The sequence below is a fragment of the Pantoea sp. KPR_PJ genome (assembly GCF_041386365.1).
Classification (GTDB): domain Bacteria; phylum Pseudomonadota; class Gammaproteobacteria; order Enterobacterales; family Enterobacteriaceae; genus Pantoea.
The window spans coordinates 520,805-536,619 of the sequence record NZ_JABMIK010000001.1; the positions used below are offsets into that span (position 1 = coordinate 520,805).

At 53.7% G+C, this 15,815-nt stretch carries 19 protein-coding genes; 11 read left to right on the forward strand and 8 right to left on the reverse strand.

Features of this window, described 5'->3' with window-relative positions; all coding sequences use genetic code 11:
* Positions 1-17: 17 nt before the first annotated feature.
* Positions 18-695, reverse strand: coding sequence for an SOS response-associated peptidase family protein (locus HP564_RS02475; RefSeq protein WP_371239835.1), 678 nt, complete (start codon positions 693-695; stop codon positions 18-20).
* A 168-nt stretch (positions 696-863) separates the two neighbouring features.
* On the opposite strand from HP564_RS02475, the gene HP564_RS02480 reads away from it, so the two are divergent.
* Genes HP564_RS02480 through HP564_RS02495 form a run of 4 tightly spaced genes read left to right on the forward strand, consistent with a single transcriptional unit; the run spans position 864 to position 2,381 of the window.
* Positions 864-1,550, forward strand: a complete 687-nt coding sequence (locus HP564_RS02480) for a hypothetical protein (RefSeq protein WP_371239837.1) — start codon at positions 864-866, stop codon at positions 1,548-1,550.
* 23 nt (positions 1,551-1,573) lie between these two features.
* Positions 1,574-1,810, forward strand: a complete 237-nt coding sequence (locus HP564_RS02485) for a hypothetical protein (protein WP_371239839.1) — start codon at positions 1,574-1,576, stop codon at positions 1,808-1,810.
* Positions 1,811-1,829: 19 nt separating this feature from the next.
* On the forward strand, positions 1,830-2,003 hold the full coding sequence (locus HP564_RS02490) for a hypothetical protein (RefSeq protein ID WP_371239841.1): 174 nt from the start codon (positions 1,830-1,832) through the stop codon (positions 2,001-2,003).
* 30 nt (positions 2,004-2,033) lie between these two features.
* The gene (locus HP564_RS02495) at positions 2,034-2,381 is read left to right on the forward strand and encodes a hypothetical protein (protein WP_371239843.1); all 348 of its coding nucleotides are present in this window, start codon (positions 2,034-2,036) and stop codon (positions 2,379-2,381) included.
* Positions 2,382-2,418: 37 nt separating this feature from the next.
* On the opposite strand, the gene HP564_RS02500 is transcribed toward HP564_RS02495, so the two are convergent.
* Positions 2,419-3,612 carry a zinc-dependent alcohol dehydrogenase gene (locus HP564_RS02500; protein WP_371239845.1) on the reverse strand — a complete coding sequence of 398 codons (1,194 nt, stop codon included), beginning with the start codon at positions 3,610-3,612 and terminating at the stop codon, positions 2,419-2,421.
* A gap of 293 nt (positions 3,613-3,905) precedes the next feature.
* On the opposite strand from HP564_RS02500, the gene HP564_RS02505 reads away from it, so the two are divergent.
* Positions 3,906-4,613: a phage antirepressor KilAC domain-containing protein gene (locus HP564_RS02505; RefSeq protein ID WP_371239847.1), complete on the forward strand. Its 708-nt coding sequence runs from the start codon at positions 3,906-3,908 to the stop codon at positions 4,611-4,613.
* Between the two features lie 391 nt (positions 4,614-5,004).
* Positions 5,005-5,850 (forward strand): type I 3-dehydroquinate dehydratase, encoded by an 846-nt coding sequence (gene aroD, locus HP564_RS02510; RefSeq protein WP_371239849.1) that lies wholly within the window; start codon positions 5,005-5,007, stop codon positions 5,848-5,850.
* 136 nt (positions 5,851-5,986) lie between these two features.
* On the opposite strand, the gene HP564_RS02515 is transcribed toward aroD, so the two are convergent.
* From HP564_RS02515 to HP564_RS02525, 3 genes are all read right to left on the reverse strand, one after another.
* A complete protein-coding gene (locus tag HP564_RS02515) occupies positions 5,987-6,697 on the reverse strand; it encodes an IclR family transcriptional regulator (RefSeq protein WP_371239851.1) in 711 nt (236 codons plus the stop codon).
* 625 nt (positions 6,698-7,322) lie between these two features.
* On the reverse strand, positions 7,323-8,651 hold the full coding sequence (locus HP564_RS02520) for an MFS transporter (RefSeq protein ID WP_371239853.1): 1,329 nt from the start codon (positions 8,649-8,651) through the stop codon (positions 7,323-7,325).
* 362 nt (positions 8,652-9,013) lie between these two features.
* Positions 9,014-9,436, reverse strand: a complete 423-nt coding sequence (locus HP564_RS02525) for a DUF2000 domain-containing protein (RefSeq protein WP_371239855.1) — start codon at positions 9,434-9,436, stop codon at positions 9,014-9,016.
* A 145-nt stretch (positions 9,437-9,581) separates the two neighbouring features.
* On the opposite strand from HP564_RS02525, the gene HP564_RS02530 reads away from it, so the two are divergent.
* Positions 9,582-10,055 (forward strand): Lrp/AsnC family transcriptional regulator, encoded by a 474-nt coding sequence (locus tag HP564_RS02530; protein WP_371239857.1) that lies wholly within the window; start codon positions 9,582-9,584, stop codon positions 10,053-10,055.
* Between the two features lie 8 nt (positions 10,056-10,063).
* Here HP564_RS02530 and HP564_RS02535 read toward each other — a convergent pair whose 3' ends face one another.
* A complete protein-coding gene (locus HP564_RS02535; RefSeq protein WP_371239859.1) occupies positions 10,064-10,642 on the reverse strand; it encodes an ABATE domain-containing protein in 579 nt (192 codons plus the stop codon).
* 233 nt (positions 10,643-10,875) lie between these two features.
* On the opposite strand from HP564_RS02535, the gene HP564_RS02540 reads away from it, so the two are divergent.
* Together HP564_RS02540 and HP564_RS02545 are read left to right on the forward strand one after the other, a co-directional pair.
* Positions 10,876-11,778: an alpha/beta fold hydrolase gene (locus HP564_RS02540; RefSeq protein ID WP_371239861.1), complete on the forward strand. Its 903-nt coding sequence runs from the start codon at positions 10,876-10,878 to the stop codon at positions 11,776-11,778.
* A gap of 51 nt (positions 11,779-11,829) precedes the next feature.
* Positions 11,830-12,045, forward strand: coding sequence for a hypothetical protein (locus tag HP564_RS02545; RefSeq protein ID WP_371239863.1), 216 nt, complete (start codon positions 11,830-11,832; stop codon positions 12,043-12,045).
* A gap of 56 nt (positions 12,046-12,101) precedes the next feature.
* On the opposite strand, the gene HP564_RS02550 is transcribed toward HP564_RS02545, so the two are convergent.
* Positions 12,102-13,307, reverse strand: a complete 1,206-nt coding sequence (locus tag HP564_RS02550; protein ID WP_371239865.1) for a diguanylate phosphodiesterase — start codon at positions 13,305-13,307, stop codon at positions 12,102-12,104.
* A 480-nt stretch (positions 13,308-13,787) separates the two neighbouring features.
* Positions 13,788-14,747, reverse strand: coding sequence for a LysR substrate-binding domain-containing protein (locus HP564_RS02555; protein WP_371239867.1), 960 nt, complete (start codon positions 14,745-14,747; stop codon positions 13,788-13,790).
* A gap of 95 nt (positions 14,748-14,842) precedes the next feature.
* On the opposite strand from HP564_RS02555, the gene HP564_RS02560 reads away from it, so the two are divergent.
* Entirely contained in the window at positions 14,843-15,277 is a 435-nt protein-coding gene (locus HP564_RS02560; RefSeq protein WP_371239869.1) for a DMT family transporter, read from the forward strand.
* Position 15,278: 1 nt separating this feature from the next.
* Positions 15,279-15,737 carry a DMT family transporter gene (locus tag HP564_RS02565; RefSeq protein WP_371239871.1) on the forward strand — a complete coding sequence of 153 codons (459 nt, stop codon included), beginning with the start codon at positions 15,279-15,281 and terminating at the stop codon, positions 15,735-15,737.
* Positions 15,738-15,815 lie beyond the last annotated feature (78 nt).

The following is a 15,815-nucleotide window of genomic DNA, read 5'->3' on the forward strand; positions in this document are numbered from 1 at the left end:
CTCGTTCTGAAAAGCAGTTAATCGCTTTCAGCCGTCTCCGCGACCATCTCTTCACCCTGATTATGAGTATTACCTACCTTTTTCGTTACCGGATGCCAGCGAAAGTCGCTTTCGGGCAGAGCAGCCTGTTCAGCGATCTGCTGCGCCCGTTCTGGCGACGTCTCTGCACTGAGCCACTCTTCTACTGCCTCAGGGCGCAGCACCAGTGGCCGACGATCGTGAATATCCACCATTCCTCTGTTGCTGGCTGCGGTAACAATGACGAACCCCTCTTTTGCGTGCGCTTTATCAAACGGCGCTTTGCCTATTGCAGCGAAAAACAACGGCTCGCGATGCTGGTGGTAGATAAAATAGGGCTGCTTGCGCGTTCCCGCTTTTTTCCATTCAAACCAGCCGTCGGCAGGCACAACGGCACGACCATGCTGCCAGAGCGGTTTGAACATGCGTCCCGTGGGTGCAGTTTCGCTACGCGCGTTGATGAGCGGCTGTTTATGCCACCATTCGGGGCCGTAACCCCAGAACACCGGATCAAGATGCAGATGCTCGTCACGCATGTTAAGCAGCAGCACACGGGTGCCCGGTGCCACGTTGTAGCGTCCGACAGGCTCAGGATCGTAAACCAACTGATCATCCTCAATGCCGAGCGCATCAAAGTATTCATCCCGGCAGCGGTACTGCGCAAAGCGTCCACACATGGTTGTCACCTCCGCTGTTAAGCATAGTCTCCGCCGTGAATAAGTTGAATTGATTACTAAAGCTTACCTTTCTGCCGCCGTTAATAAGGTCAGGTTGTCTTGTGCCGTGCTGAGGAAGCTATTCGGGCGGCATAAGATGCTTTAGGGATGCTAACAAAGGAAAACTCAGTGAAAATAAAGGCCCTTGTTGCTGGCGCGCTGTCAGTCACGCTTCTGGCAGGATGTGCAGGCGGTAAAAAACCAACGATCGTTAAAGGTTCAGGCGGTAGCACGCTGGAAGTTAATACCTCCCTGGCGCAGCCTGACATGAACGGTAGTCGCTATGCCGATCACTACCTGCGCGTCGTTGGGCCTGCCTCGACCGGTGTTGTAGCGGGCCTCACCGCCGTGGGTGCGGTGCTGGGCGGCTTTAGCTTTAGTTCCGATATGTTTGATAAAAAAGGCTATCGCGGCACCACGGTTGATGCACTGCCTGAGCCGACCCGCCATTATTTTGGCCCGAAGGCAGAAGCAAAAATCGCCCACTATCTGGACCAAAACGGCGGCAGCTATGCCTACCAGAATGTGCTGTTTATTGGCGCGTCACACTGGTCGCTGGTCTATTCCGATCTCTCCAGCGCTAACAGTCACTATGACCTCTCTTACCGCGTGATCTTTTATAAGCGTCCTGAGGGCGGTACGCTCTTCAGCGCCTATACGGTTGCCAGCTGCGAGCCTGCGGCAGTGACTGCACCGCTTGCTGACTGGCAGGCCAGTAACTACCAGAAAGTGAAGCAGGAAACAGAAAAAATGATGGATGCCTGTCTGCTGGAGCTGGAAAACCAGCTGCCGCGTTTGCTAAAGAAAGACGCCTGACGCTCTTAGCCGGAACGCTGTGCATGGCGGGCAGCGTTTCAGTTTTTCCTGAAATGAGGCAGTCTGGTTTATTTGAAGCAAAAAAGTCTCTGACAACAACAAGGCCGGTTAACACATTCACGACATCGCCGATTTATCTTTATTCTTCTGCTCTTGTCTGTTTCCGCGCTATTAAGCGCAGCGGAACACCCTGCCATAACGCTATTTATTCTTCAGGTCAGCAACAAGCGATAAAAACTGGCTATCCTTCTAGTAAATAAATGACTTTCAGGAGGGAGGATGAAGTTTTTCTATTTCGTTTCGCTAATCGCTTCCGCAGGTTATCTGCTGGCTTTCCTGCCTAAACTTCGCACGAAACGTGAACCCGTTGCTTACTGGGGATGCTGGATTTATCTGGCTGCGAACGGCATTTACTGGGCGATTTATGCGCTACGTTATTATTTCCATTTTTAATCGCAGAACTACTCTGTCGCAGGAGAAAATATGCCTGAAAATAAACGTGACATGATGCCTTACCTGCTCTATTACTGCCAGTCGCGCCTGCTGGTGGAAAATATTGATGGTCATGTAATAGATATTGGTGGTGCCGAGCAGGCTGGCGGCAAATTGCGCTGGCAGCTGGATGGGAAAGAGGTAAAAGGCACCTCAGAAAATGAGGCGGATGAGATGCTCAAGGATGTGGCGCAGCAGCTGAGTTTTTTGTTCGTTGACGGGCAGTTCACCAGTTTGCCGGACGTGCGAGGCGAGTATGGGGACCGACTCGATAATGCGCCGTCGCGCGAGATATCGCTGTCAGAACTGAATGACAGCGATGAAGATATCGTGCGATAACGGCCGCCAGGCTGCTGATGCAGCCTGGCCTGTGCTGTCAGTGGCTGACGTTCTGCGATGCCATTCCCGGCACCAGAATAATCTTGCGGCAATCCTCTTTGCGCTTTTCAAAGATCTCATAGCCCCTTGCCGCCTCTTCCAGTGGCATATGGTGCGTGACGATCTCTTCTGGCGTCAGCAACCCCTGTTCAATCAGCGACAGAAGATGAGGCAGATAGGCCTGAACGTGCGTCTGGCCCATTTTGAACGTTAACCCCTTGTCAAAGGCATCGCCAAACAGGAAGCCGTGGATAAAACCAGCATAAACGCCAGGCACGCTGACGATGCCTCCGCGTCGCACGGCAGCAATGCACTGACGCAGCGCCTTGCCGCTACTGCCTTCCAGCTTAAGATTGCTGAGCACGGTTTCAGTCAGGCTGCCCTTGGCTTCAAAGCCGACGGCATCGATCACCGCGTCGACGCCGCGATGGTTTTTGGTATGCTCAATGATCCATGCCGCAGGATCGTCAATGTCATCAAAATTTATGGGCGTGACACCGTAACGCTCACGTGCAAAATCCAGCCGATACGCATTGTGGTCGATCATAAAGATCGCTTCCGCACCCACCAAGCGTGCACAGGCGGCGCTCAGTAAACCGACCGGGCCGGCGCCAAAAATTGCCACGCTGGACCCTTTCTCGAGTCCTGCGTTCTGTACCGCCTGCCATGCAGTGGGCAGAATGTCAGAGAGAAACAGTACTTTCTCATCCGGCAGTGCCAGCGGCACTTTAAAGGGGCCGACGTTTGCTTTCGGTACGCGAACATACTCTGCCTGACCGCCAGGCACGCCGCCATAGAGGTTACTGAAGCCGAACAGCGCAGCAGGAGGGGTAATGCTCTTTTTATTCAGAATGGCACCGCGACCGCTGTTGGTGGTTTCGCAGGCAGCATACTGATGCAGATGACAGAAAAAGCAGTCCCCACAGGCGATAACAAAGGGCACCACGACACGGTCGCCGACCGCCACGTTTTTTACCGCCGCACCCGCTTCCACAACTTCCCCCATAAACTCGTGGCCAAAAATATCGCCGTGGTCAGTGCCGGGTATTTTGCCGCGATAGAGATGAAGATCGGAGCCGCAGATGGCCGTGGCGGTTACGCGCAAAATAATATCGTCGGGTTCTTGCAGGACAGGATCCGGAACGGTTTCAACGCGAACCTTGTGCGGGCCATGGTAGGTGAGTGCTCTCATAGCAATATCCTTTCTTGATATGGGTGCCCGTTGCTGCGACGGCACGTGGAAAGACGCGTGCAGCGAACGCTGTTCCCCTGACAGCCAGGCACGGTCACAGGTGATCAGAGGGGGAAGTTGATTAAGCCTGGTTGTTCAGAAGGGTTACGCAAGCGCGGCGGCTGTTGCGCAATCAGGCGAGACGGCAATTCAGTAACTAAAACGCTTAAAAAAAATACTGGATATAACAACAGTACCCTGTATACTAATTCAACAGGCCTGACGGCTGGGTACGTTTGCAAGAGGTGACGCTGATGATGTTTTCTACTGAAAATCTTTCTGCTCTGAACGCTTCTGTCCTGATGAGCAGCCGTGAAATTGCCCGACTGACCGGCATCACCCACGGCGAAGTAAAACGTTTGATCAAAAGCCTGGAAACCGCGCAGCGGCTTTCGCAGCCGGTCACGATCAACCTTTACGAGCATGAAGGAGAGATGCGTCAGGAGTTTTGCCTGAACAAGCGTGACTCGCTGCTGGCTGTGGCGCGACTGTCACCGGGTTTTACCGCCGATCTGCTGGATAAATGGCAGGAGCGTGAAAAAGTGGCGCATCTGCCTGATTTTACTAACCCGGCGGAAGCCGCGCGTGCCTGGGCAGAACAGTTTGAGCAGCGGCGCGCTGCCGAACAGCAGCTGGCGCTGTCTGCCCCAAAGGCGGAGTTTTTCGACCGCTTCGTTGAGGTTACCGATTCGCTTGGCTTCCGTCAGTTGTGCAAGATGCTGAAAGTAAAAGAGCCTGATTTCCGCCAGTTCCTTCTGGAACGTAACATTATGTACCGTGATAAGGGTGTACTGACGCCTCAGCATCACCATATGCAGGCGGGCTATTTTACGCTGCGCTCGGGCACCGGTGAAAACCAGCATGCGTTTTCACAGGCGCGCTTTACCGCCAAAGGCGTGAAGTGGGTCGCCAGCCTGTGGGCAGGGCATGTCGCCACCCAGACCAAGGGCGTGGCCGCCTGATCCAGGCCGCTGTAAACAGAAAACCGGTCGCTGGCCGGTTTTTTTATGCCCGCTACTGGCGGCGTGCTGACGACGTTTCTCGGGCTGGCCCTGAATCCAGTCGCGTCGCTGACGGATCTGCGCCTGCCCTGAAGCCTGATTAACCCGTTCGGTTGAGTGGTTGCCAGACCATTGCACCCTGACATTCTCCTGCTTTATGCAAACGGCGTCCTCGAGGGCTCGTCGACCATCCCCTGCGGCGTCTCTGCACTCTGCGATTGCCCAAAAAGCGTTCGTTGCTGATGGATCCCCGGCATCAGTGCATCAGCTAATGCGCTCTGTTTCTTGCTGACGGCGAAAGGGTGAACTAGATCTTAAAACTTGCCTTTAAATCCCGACAAGGAGAGGTTTAATGCTGAAAACACCGTTAGCGCTTCTGATGATGGCGGTTTCCGCAGCGGCTGCGAAGCCGTTATCGACGAGGATAAAGCCTCTACAGGTTGGTAATCTGACCATTCAACAGGGTAAACCGGCGATTATCGTTTCCACCACGGGTGCGGATAGCGACAGCGCGTTAAAGCTGGCGCGGCAGGCGGCACAAACCCCCCAGGTGCAGATGGTTGAACTGCGTGTTGATAAGCTCGACTTTGCCATGCAGGCCGACAAGGTCACGCAGCTTGGTCAGGCGATGCGGCGCGAGCTGAAGGGAAAACCGCTGCTGTTGACGCTGCGAACCGAAGCCGAAGGCGGTAACCTCTCGCCGGATAACGACCGCTATATCGCGCTCTGTCAGCAGTGGCTCGCTGAAGGTTTTGCCGATGTGATCGACATTGAAATGCGCATGGGTGCACAGGCGGTGGATCGGCTGGTAGCGCAGGCGCACCAGCGGCATATTGCGGTCATCCTGTCCTGTCACGATTTTACCGCTACACCTGACAATGCCGATATGCTGAACCGTCTGGCGTGGCAAGAGGCGCACGGCGCAGATATCCTGAAAATTGCCGTGATGCCGAAAACGCCGCAGGACGTCAGTCGCCTGATGGACATCACCTGGCAAATGCGCCAGCGCAGCGACAGACCGATCATCACCATGGCGATGGGCGGGCTGGGTGCGGTGACCCGCCTGTCGGGTGAAGTTTTTGGCAGTAATCTGACCTTTGGCACGCTGGGCGAGGCATCCGCGCCCGGTCAGCTTGAGGTTGAGGCGCTGGACCAGGCGTTGGATACGTTGCACGAGGCTAATACCTCGTCCTCCTGAAGTAAAAACGCTCGCTTGTGGGGATCCTTACCCGCTCTCGCTGCTTTCTGTATGAAGCAGAACGGACTTCTCAACAGACAGTGTGACTTACGCTAACAGAGAGGGGGCGGCCATTAAGAGATGACCGCCGCAGAGACTAGCGCGAAAAAAAACGGTCGCAGAAGCTTTTACTGGCACCCAGGCGCGTTGAAAGGCGATAGGCTGTTTCCTGCATCAGCGGGGCGACGCCATTTTCGCTTCGGTCCAGCGTCAGACGCGATACAGGACCGGTGATCGCCAGCGCGGCAGACAGCTTATCGCCTTCGCCGAACACCGGCAGCGAAAACGCCGCGATGTGCGGGTCGCGGATACCGGAACTGTAAAGCGGCAGCGCAGGCGTCTGGTCAAACAGCGGTTCGTTCAGACCCCAGAAGCGCAGCACCTGACCGATGGCGGAGTTATCCAGCGGCAGCGAACTTCCCGCCAGCCGCGTTTCCCGCAGCCCCTCCGACGATTCCGCGCGAAACAGGCAGAGCCGCTGTCCGTCTTCGATAACATACCAGGACGCGCTTTCGCCGGTTGACGCCGCCAGCGCGTGCAATTCTGGCTGCACAATACTCGCCAGATGAAAAGATTGCTCATAAAGCTTACCCAGATAGAGCAAGCGTGGGCCAAGGGAATAAGTGCCGTTTTCCCGGCGGATTACATAGTGCATCCGCTCCAGGGAATTCATCAGGCGATACACCGTGGTTTTATGCTGTCCGGACGCCTGGGCAAGTGCAGTCAGCGTTAACGCCTCTTCGCCCGGTTTAAAGCAGTCCAGCAGGGAGAGCGCTTTCTCTACTGCCACTACGCCTTCATTTCCCATCTTTATCCTCCTGAATTTGACGACAGAGATTGTAACCTGCAATTTGTGATTTACATCGTGTTTACATCACAAAGCGTTCGTTATCGGTGTTCATACTCATCCCACACGGGTCAGGGTGGTTGTACGGTGTGCAGCGCAGTTTTGCAAAATGAAACGGTTAACTACCCGACAGGCAGTGGCTGTGATGATTCGCCTTATCGCGCGTATTATGCCCGCTGTGATTCGCTGCGCGGCTAAACGACAGCTCCCATTGCCGAAAGTGTCGCAGGGTGCGTGGTCGCCTGAAGCCGCTCAGTGCCAGCATGACGTTTTACGATTGCACGCAACCCGTCAGCCTGAGTCGTGAATGCCGGATTAGCGTTGGCAAGGTGCAAATGTTCGCAGGGCGGCTTCAGCAAAGCATGATGTCATGCCTGAGCGAACGCGCCCTACACGGAAATGACGTTTTCTCTGCGAGAGCGTTAACCGGAACCGCCTGTATGATACTGGCGTTTGATTTGCCGAGGCGTCAGCTGAGGTTGACCTTCATCTGACAGACTGAACGGGGTGACGTGACTGAGTTAACGGGAACCGAGAGCTGTAAAAGTTAAGAGGAAGCCGGTATCCCTGCCGGCTTCCTGCCTGATTATTTAGCCGGTGCCTGCACCTCAACGCGCAGCTGCGACTTACGGCCCAGCACCAGTACTGCAATCCCGCCTGCCGCGCAGAGCACCGCCAGCGGTAGCATGGCCAGCGTATGGCTGCCGGTTGACTGGTTGATCATGCCGTAGACGTTCACCATTACACCGCCGCCAATCAGGTTAGCCACTGCACCAATCGCCGCTAGCCCTGCTGCCACGGTTGAAGAGGATAACCAGCCCGACGCCAGCGCCCAGAAGGGACCTTTCATTGAGTAGGCACCAATCAGAACCAGTGACAGGATCACTACGCTGCCGATCAGCGAGTCGCTGATAAAGGCAGACAGGAGACCACCGGCAATCAGGAACAGCGTTAAGGCGGTATGCCAGCGGCGCTCACCGGTGCGATCGGAGCTGCGGCCCCACACAATCATCAACACCGAGGCCAGACCATAAGGGATGGCATTGACCAGACCGGTTGTAAAGTTATCCAGACCGAATGATTTCAGCAGCTGTGGCGACCAGACGCTGAGCGTTGAGCCCGCAGCGGAGGCACCCGCGTAAATCAGCGCCATGACCCAGATGTGCTTATGGCGCAGCAGCTGCCACAGCGAAATATGGCCAATGGCTTTGCGCTGGGCATTTTCCGCTGCCAGCGTGGATGAGAGCCAGCTGCGCTGCTCAGGCGTGAGCCAGCCTGCATTATCCGGACGGTTGCTCAGCACGAAGAAGGCTGCGATACCCAACAGCACAGCAGGAATCCCCTCCAGAATAAACAGCCAGTGCCAGCCGCGCAGCCCATACCAGCCGTCCAGTGAAAGAATGGCACCGGAAATGGGTGAGCCAATAAAGTTAGCCGCGGGAATAGCGACCATAAAAGTGGCAATGACACGGGCGCGGTATTTAGCGGGGATCCAGTAGGTCAGGTAGAGGATCACGCCAGGGAAAAAGCCCGCTTCGGCAGCACCCAGCAGGAAACGCAGCACATAAAGCATTTCACGGCTCTGCACAAAAGCGGTACAGACCGACACAATGCCCCAGGTGATCATAATGCGCGAGATCCAGATCTTGGCACCAATCTTTTGCATCGCCAGGTTGCTGGGGACTTCAAACAGAAAATAGCCGACAAAAAACAGGCTGCTTGCCAGACCAAAAACGGCTTTAGACAGCCCGAGATCTTCATTCATCTGCAGGGAGGCCATACCAATATTGCCGCGGTCAATAATCGCGATCAGATAGCAGACGATTAAAAAGGGCAAAATTCGCCAGACGACGCGCTTTACCGTTTGCTTTTCCAGCTCTGAGGGCGCAGTTGAAGCATTTATCTTTTCAGACATGTTCTACCTCTTTACAGACGTCGTGCCCGGCAAAGCGCAGCCTTGCGGGATAAGGGGGTTGTTTTACCGTGTAAAACTATTGTTTGCAGAGTACAACTCATTATTGCGTTACCCATTTCTTGCTGTCACAGAGATGTTGCGGGGTTGGGTGAAATGTCACAAAAAGATGGCGAGATAATATCTTTTCTGTGATGGCATTAAAATTCTTTGCGACGTCTGGTGCCATAAAGCGAGGGAAAAAGAGAAGTCATTGAATGCCGGGCCTGAGAAATGGGTGGCCTGGCATAGGGTATAACGGGCAGGAAAAGCGTCGGGAATGGCCGCACAGCATAATACAGGCTGGTTTGCAGCCATTCCGTTGATCAGCTGTAGAGTTTCAGGTCGCCTGTCAGGCGGGAAATTGTCTTTTTGGGGCCTGCCAGACCGAGCGCCACCAGTGCGAGAGTGGAGCTGGCGGTGTCGCGCAGGCGCGCTTCATATTCTCCATAACTTCGACATGACTGTGCCAGCGCGCTGAAAGGCAGGACGAACAGACTTTCGTCGTCGGCGCAGCGTCGATGCAGTTCGGCTAACCTGTCACCCGCCGCCATCAGGACTGGCAGCGGGGCGGTAATGAGACCGGGAAACGTCACGCCGTCCTGGCTCTGTAGCGCCGAACCCACCAGGTTTTCCAGAGCGCGGCCGAAGCTGACGCCAGTGACGCTGGCGGCATTCATTGCCAGACCAGCAGGTAACTCTCTGTCGATGATAAGTGCACAGCGATGTAATTCAGCATCAAATTGCATAGGTTCCTCTAAGAATAGCGGGACAGAACAGAGAGAAAGTATGCGGGCTCATTGCAGATAAGTGCTTTCTCATTGGCGGAAGAAATCGCATACTTCAGGCAGGATTTTTCGCACAAACGCTGAAATCAGGCAGGAGTAACCACTAATGTCGTTGACCAGGGCAGAGATAAAAATTCTCGCGCAGCTACAGCAAGAGGGGCGTATCACCAATCAGGAGCTGGCGGAGAAAACGGGCATGTCAGCATCACCCTGCTGGCGGATGGTGCGCAAGCTGGAGCACGATGAGGTTATACAGGGCTATCGCGCGGTGCTGAACCGCAAGAAAATTGGTCTGAACGTCATGGTGTTTGTGCGGGTGATTATCGACAGCCATAGCGAAACCCAGGCACGCAAATTTGAGCAGGAGGTGATTGCCCTGCAAAATGTGGTGGCCTGCTACAGTATCGGCGGCGACAGCGATTTTTTGCTGCAGGTAGTTGCCGCCGATCTCGACAGCTATGCTGATTTTGCCATGTCAGTGGTGCGACGGCTGCCGGGCATCAAGGAGATGCAGAGCATGTTTGTGCTTAAAGAGATCAAGAGCTTGAGTGCCTGGCCGCTCGGCAAAGAGAGCCGTTAACGACGATCTTACTGCTGGCTTACCTGACGAAAACGCGCGGCCTTTGCCCGGTTGCCGCAGACCGCCATACTGCACCAGCGGCGGCGATGCGCTTTGGTACGATCGTAAAACCACAGCGTGCAGTCAGGATGCTCACAGTTGCGCACCAGAGAAAAATCACCGTTCATCAGCAGATCGGCTGCCTGTTCTGCCACGGGACCGAGACGCTGCGCTGGGGTCGCCGCAGCGAAGACGCGGCGGTACCGGGGCTTCCCTTCATCATCCAGCGTCAGTTGCGGATGGCTTACCGCGCTGCAAAGAAATTTGTTCAGTTCATCTGGTTGCCAGGTGCTGCCGTTTTTTTTCTGCTGCACAGCATGAAGGATAACGTCACGCAGCTGGCGCGCCGCCGATAGCAGGGCACCCCTCGGCAGATCGCCACCTGAATCGGGCAAGGGCACGCCCGCGGTTTCAAGCCAGCGGCTGACATCCTCATCAGAATGAAAAAAATCGTATGGCTGACCATCCACCTGCGCAACGGTATTAAGAAAGTCCAGCGCGGGGTGATCGGCAATATGGACTGGTGCCTGGCGCTTCGCGTTTTTCATGTTGTTCCCCCTTACCGACCTGTCATTAACCGTTAATATAAATTTTAAACGGTTATTATGCAAAGTGTAAAAAAATCATGTGCCGTAATTCAATGAATTGACGAGTAAAAAAACATTTTGCCTGTTAATGATGTGAGTAACCTTTAAAAACGTCTTTTAAAGGTTTAGATAGTGTGCCAGGGTATTGTTGTAACCCCTAAATTTTCATTTCAACGGTTAATGATGAGGTCGCTATGTCCAGCAATCAGTTATACCCTGTGCACTATCGATTTGTAGACGCTGACGGCGTGAAGGTGTTTTATCGCGAAGCAGGCAATCCTGACCTGCCGACGTTGTTGCTGCTACACGGCTATCCCAGCTCCTCCCATCAGTTTCGCGATCTTATTCCACTGCTGAGCGATCGGTTTCACCTGATTGCTCCCGATCTTCCCGGCTTCGGTTTTACCGAGGTGCCAGAGGTGCGGCGTTATACTTACAGTTTTGATGCCCTGGGCAACACGCTAACCGCGTTTGTTGATGCACTGGCATTAAAACGCTATGCGCTCTACATCTTTGATTACGGTGCGCCCAGCGGACTGCGCCTGGCGCTGGCTTATCCTGATCGTGTTACCGGGCTGATATCGCAAAACGGCAATGCCTACCTGGAGGGCTTAGGCGAGGCGTGGCAGCCCATTCAGCAATACTGGGCGCAACCGACGGCGGAAAATCGCCAGACAGTGCATGACAATGTTTTGAATCTGGCCGGAACCCGGTGGCAATACCTGCATGGCGTCAGCGATGAGACGCTGGTGGCCCCGGAAGGCTATATGCTGGATACACTTTTGATGGAGCGGCCGGGCAATAAAGACATTCAGCTCGATCTGTTTCTGGATTACGCCAATAACCTGACGCGCTATCCGGCATTTCAGCAGTTTTTCCGCGACAGGCAGCTGCCGACCCTGGTGATTTGGGGTAAACACGATCCTTTCTTCATTCCACCGGGCGCAGAGGCCTATCAGCGGGATAACCCCGACGCGCAGGTTGAACTGCTGGACACTGGCCATTTTGCGCTGGAGACCCATGCGGCATATATCGCGCAGCGTATTAAAGAGGTCATCGGTGGTCACGCGAATTTCATGGCAGATTTTGCGGAATAGCATATGGTTAATGTTTAACCCTGTTGTGCAGGGCTGATCCCGGGGGGCAGTATGGATTATGTTATCGCCAGCAGTCTCGATGAGCTGAATGAGCTGCTCAGCAGCGGAAAGCATAAATCAGTGTTGATTGGCTATGACCTGTCCGCCGATGAGTTTTTTGGTATCGCCATGTACTGGGGCGACCGCGGCGCTAAGATCAAACGCGTTGACGGGAGTTTTTTAGTGAAAGTGGGTAAAAATAGCGTTTTCCCGGATAAGGGTATTTAACCTGCGGCAATCAAAATGTTGAGGCTGGCCACCGACAATGCGGCCAGCCTGATACCTTACTGGATTTCCGGCCAGGCAATGGCCGGAATTCCGTTAAGCTGCGGCCTGGCAAAAAGGAACCCCTGAAAATGGCTAATTCCTGCGGCTTCCAGCCACATCCACTCCTCCGGTTTTTCGATTCCTTCAGCAATAACGCCGATTTCCAGCGATGAGCAGCACTTGAGTATGGCATGGATAATGGCCTGTTTTGGCCCGCTTTTATGTATATCCGTGATCAGGTTGCGATCGATTTTTATTTTGTCTGGCTGAAAGCGCGACAGCAGCGACAGCCCGGCAAAACCAGCACCAAAATCATCCAGCGCAATGCTGATACCTGCAGCACGTAACTGCTTAACCGCCCCGGTGAATGCCTCCAGTTGGGAAATGACTTCATTCTCCGTCACTTCCACCACCACCTGTTCTGGCACCAGTCCATTTGCATGGATCTGCTCAAGCAAAAGTTCTACGGCATTGGGCACCATGACCAGTGACATAGGCAGTAAATTAATGGACAGGGTCAGGTCCTGAATATCAAGTTTTTTAGCCAGTGCAAAAGCGACACTTTTGGCTTTTATGTCAGCGGCATAAATATTTTCACCGGGAAACTGCGCGAAATAGGCAGCAGGCGTATCGCCCTCACGCGTGCGGATTAATGCTTCCAGTGAGACAATCTGCTGCATCAGCGGATCGATAATGGGCTGGAAAGCGAAGCTACAGTCCGCAGCATCAGGGGGAGCAATCGCTTTTTCCAGTTCACTCTCGAGGACGAAATTCCATGTATCAGTAGAAGGAATTTCAAAATAGTTGGCTTTTTCTCTGGCTTCGACGAAAGTCCGCAGAAACTGCAGCGCACGATCGTCATAGGTCAGCTGATATTTTGAAGTGCCCTTATTTAGTACCGCCTGTAATACGGTTTCTTTGTCATATTTACGCAGATCGAAAAGTTCCATGCCGACGTTGCCAAAGCGGCGTGAAGGGGCATAGTCATACATCAGTTCAACCAGATTATGATGACGGCTGTCGGCGCAAATGCGTTCGTAAATGGCTTTTACCGCCTCATCAGAACCTTCTAACAGCTGAAAAAAGTGAGTGCCATCAAACAGCAAAATGCCGGTAACGTCAAAGTTCTCATTAATTTTATTGGCGTCTGTCGCTAAATTATCCAGCGTTTTGACTGGCACGTCGTCAGACAGATGACTGCGATAGATAATGGTTGTCAGCATGGATAATTCCGATCTTAGCTTTTGAGAGGCACACATTAACAGACGAAGCGCTGGTAATGTCTAGCGCTTTTTTTTGGTATTGAAAAAATCTTCTGGTGAGGGGGAAGTAAAAAGCCTGGGTGATAAATAAAAGCAGGTTGTTTTGCCTTTGCCTGTCAGTGCCGTCATTCATCATAATCTTATAATTTATATTCTGTTGCCAAAAGAAAATGAGAATTTTTATTGTTCAGTTCCACCGCCTGACTCGCCGGAGTTCAGCCGCTGCACGTACAGTGTAGATGCGGATATGGCCGGGTTATATGTTAACAGGTTGTGTCCGCAGGCCTCTGCGATCGCGGGCGTCTGGGTATTTTGTCGTAAACAGCAGCCCGCACTCAGAGGAAAACCTGCTGATGTTTTATAAGCAGCAGATTAAATCTTATCGAATAATTTATTTAATCTTGCCCTCATTATCTTTTTAATGCGGGCTGGTCTTTCACATTATTGCACTTCTGATGATGAGGGCGTATCAGCCTGCCAGTAGAGCGGTGAACCATATACGTGCACGAAATAGTCGATCACTGCCCGAACATGCAGAGGGGGATGGCGGGTATTCGGGTAAATCGCGGCTATGTGCTGCGGAGCGGTATTAATGCCCGATTCATATTCCTCCAGCAGTCTGACTAATTTTCCGCTTTGCAGATGTTCGCCTATCAGCCAGTCGGGAAATAAAACGATTCCCATGCCGCCCAGCGCAGCGGTCAGCAGAGTATCGGCGTTGTTAGAAGAAAGCAGTGGCATTACTGGATAGTGAATCCAGGGGTGAATGCCCTGTCTGAACAGCCAGCGATTTGCGCCAGCGGAGCCACGATAGACCAGACAATGGTGTTCGCTCAGCGCTTCAGGCCCGGTGAGAGGGCGGTGTTTCGCGAGGTAAGCGGGAGAGGCGGCAAGGTAGTAACGCTGGGTGCCCAGCACGCGTGCGTGAAAAGAGGAGTCGGTAAGCGTACCGATGCGAAAGATCAGATCGGTTGCGGTCCGATGCGGATCAACATAGTCATCGGTCAGCGTCAGCTCAATCTCCAGCTGTGGATAGCGTGCGGACAACCCTGCCAGCCAGGGCGCAATATGCCGCTGGCCAAAAAACACGGGTGCGTTCAGGCGTATCAGTCCAGAAGGCTCCAGCGAGCGCTCCAGCAGCATCTGGCGCGCCTCGTTAAACTGGTTATCTATGGTACGCGCATAGTTAACGAACAGCCGGCCCGCCTCAGTGGGGATCACCGCACGCGTATTGCGGTAAAACAACTGCTGCCCCAGTGCGTCCTCCAGTTGCAAGATAGTGCGCGACACTACCGATGCCGAAACTCCTTCACGGCGGGCCACTACTGAGAAATTTTGAGCATCAAAGACGCTGAGAAAAAAGCGCAGCGCGCGCATATCAATTGAACCGGTGATGTCCATTAATGCAATTCCTGCAAAGGTGTTTGCCACACTATAGCGTTTTTCATCTTAATCGGCTGCATTATGCTGTTCCGCCTCGAATTCAGGGAGTCGTTATGCAACTGATATTTATTTTTCTGGTTATTGCGGGGGGGATGGGGCTGTCGGTCGAAGCAGGTCTGCTGGGCCCGCTGGGGCAGCAGGTCGGCGATCTTTGGGCGACCTTCAGCATTTTTGGCGTCGGTGCCGCGCTGACTTTCCTGCTGATGCTGTTTTTCAGCCCGCGTACCAGCCCCTCATTCTTTGCTCAGCCCGGCTGGCAGCTGCTGGGCGGCATTTTAGGCCCTGGCTATGTGGTCATTCTGACGCTGGCGACGCCGGTGACAGGCATCGCGATGACGATGATTGGCATCCTGGCCGGACAGGTATTTAAGAGCCTGGTGATTGACCATTTTGGTCTGCTAGGCACACCGCATCGCAGAATCGACGGCAAACGTGTTATTGCGCTGGTATTTATCATTATCGCGCTGGCGCTGGTGGCTAAGGGGTAATATGACGATTTTCATGATTGGTTTAGCGGTGCTGGGCGGGGCGCTGTTGAGTATTCAGGCAGCCATCAATGGTCAGCTTGGCAGTAAAGTGGGTGTCTTCCGCTGCGCCTTTCTGACCTTCGCACTGGGTGCGGTAGTCACAGCATTGCTGATTTTCTTTTTCGAACCGGCGCAGCCGCATACATTGTTAGAGGTGCCAAAATGGCAGTTGCTGGGTGCGCTGTGCGGTGTTCCCTATATCGTGATTATGGTGCTGGCGGTGCAGCGCATCGGCACGGCGGTTGCGACCGTTGCGGTGATTTTTGGTCAGCTCACGATGAGTATGCTGATCGATAATTTTGGCTGGCTGGGCAATGCCGCTATCGCCTTCTCACCCAGCCGTCTGGGCGCGATTGTTTGTCTGGCGATTGCGCTGTTTTTTATTTACAGCAGTAACCGTCCCCAGAAAGTGCGTCAGTAAGCTTTCCGCCTGTGCCCCTACGCAGGCGTTCTTTGCTTCCTGCTGTCTGCATCCGGCCGGATTTCAAATAACTGTTAA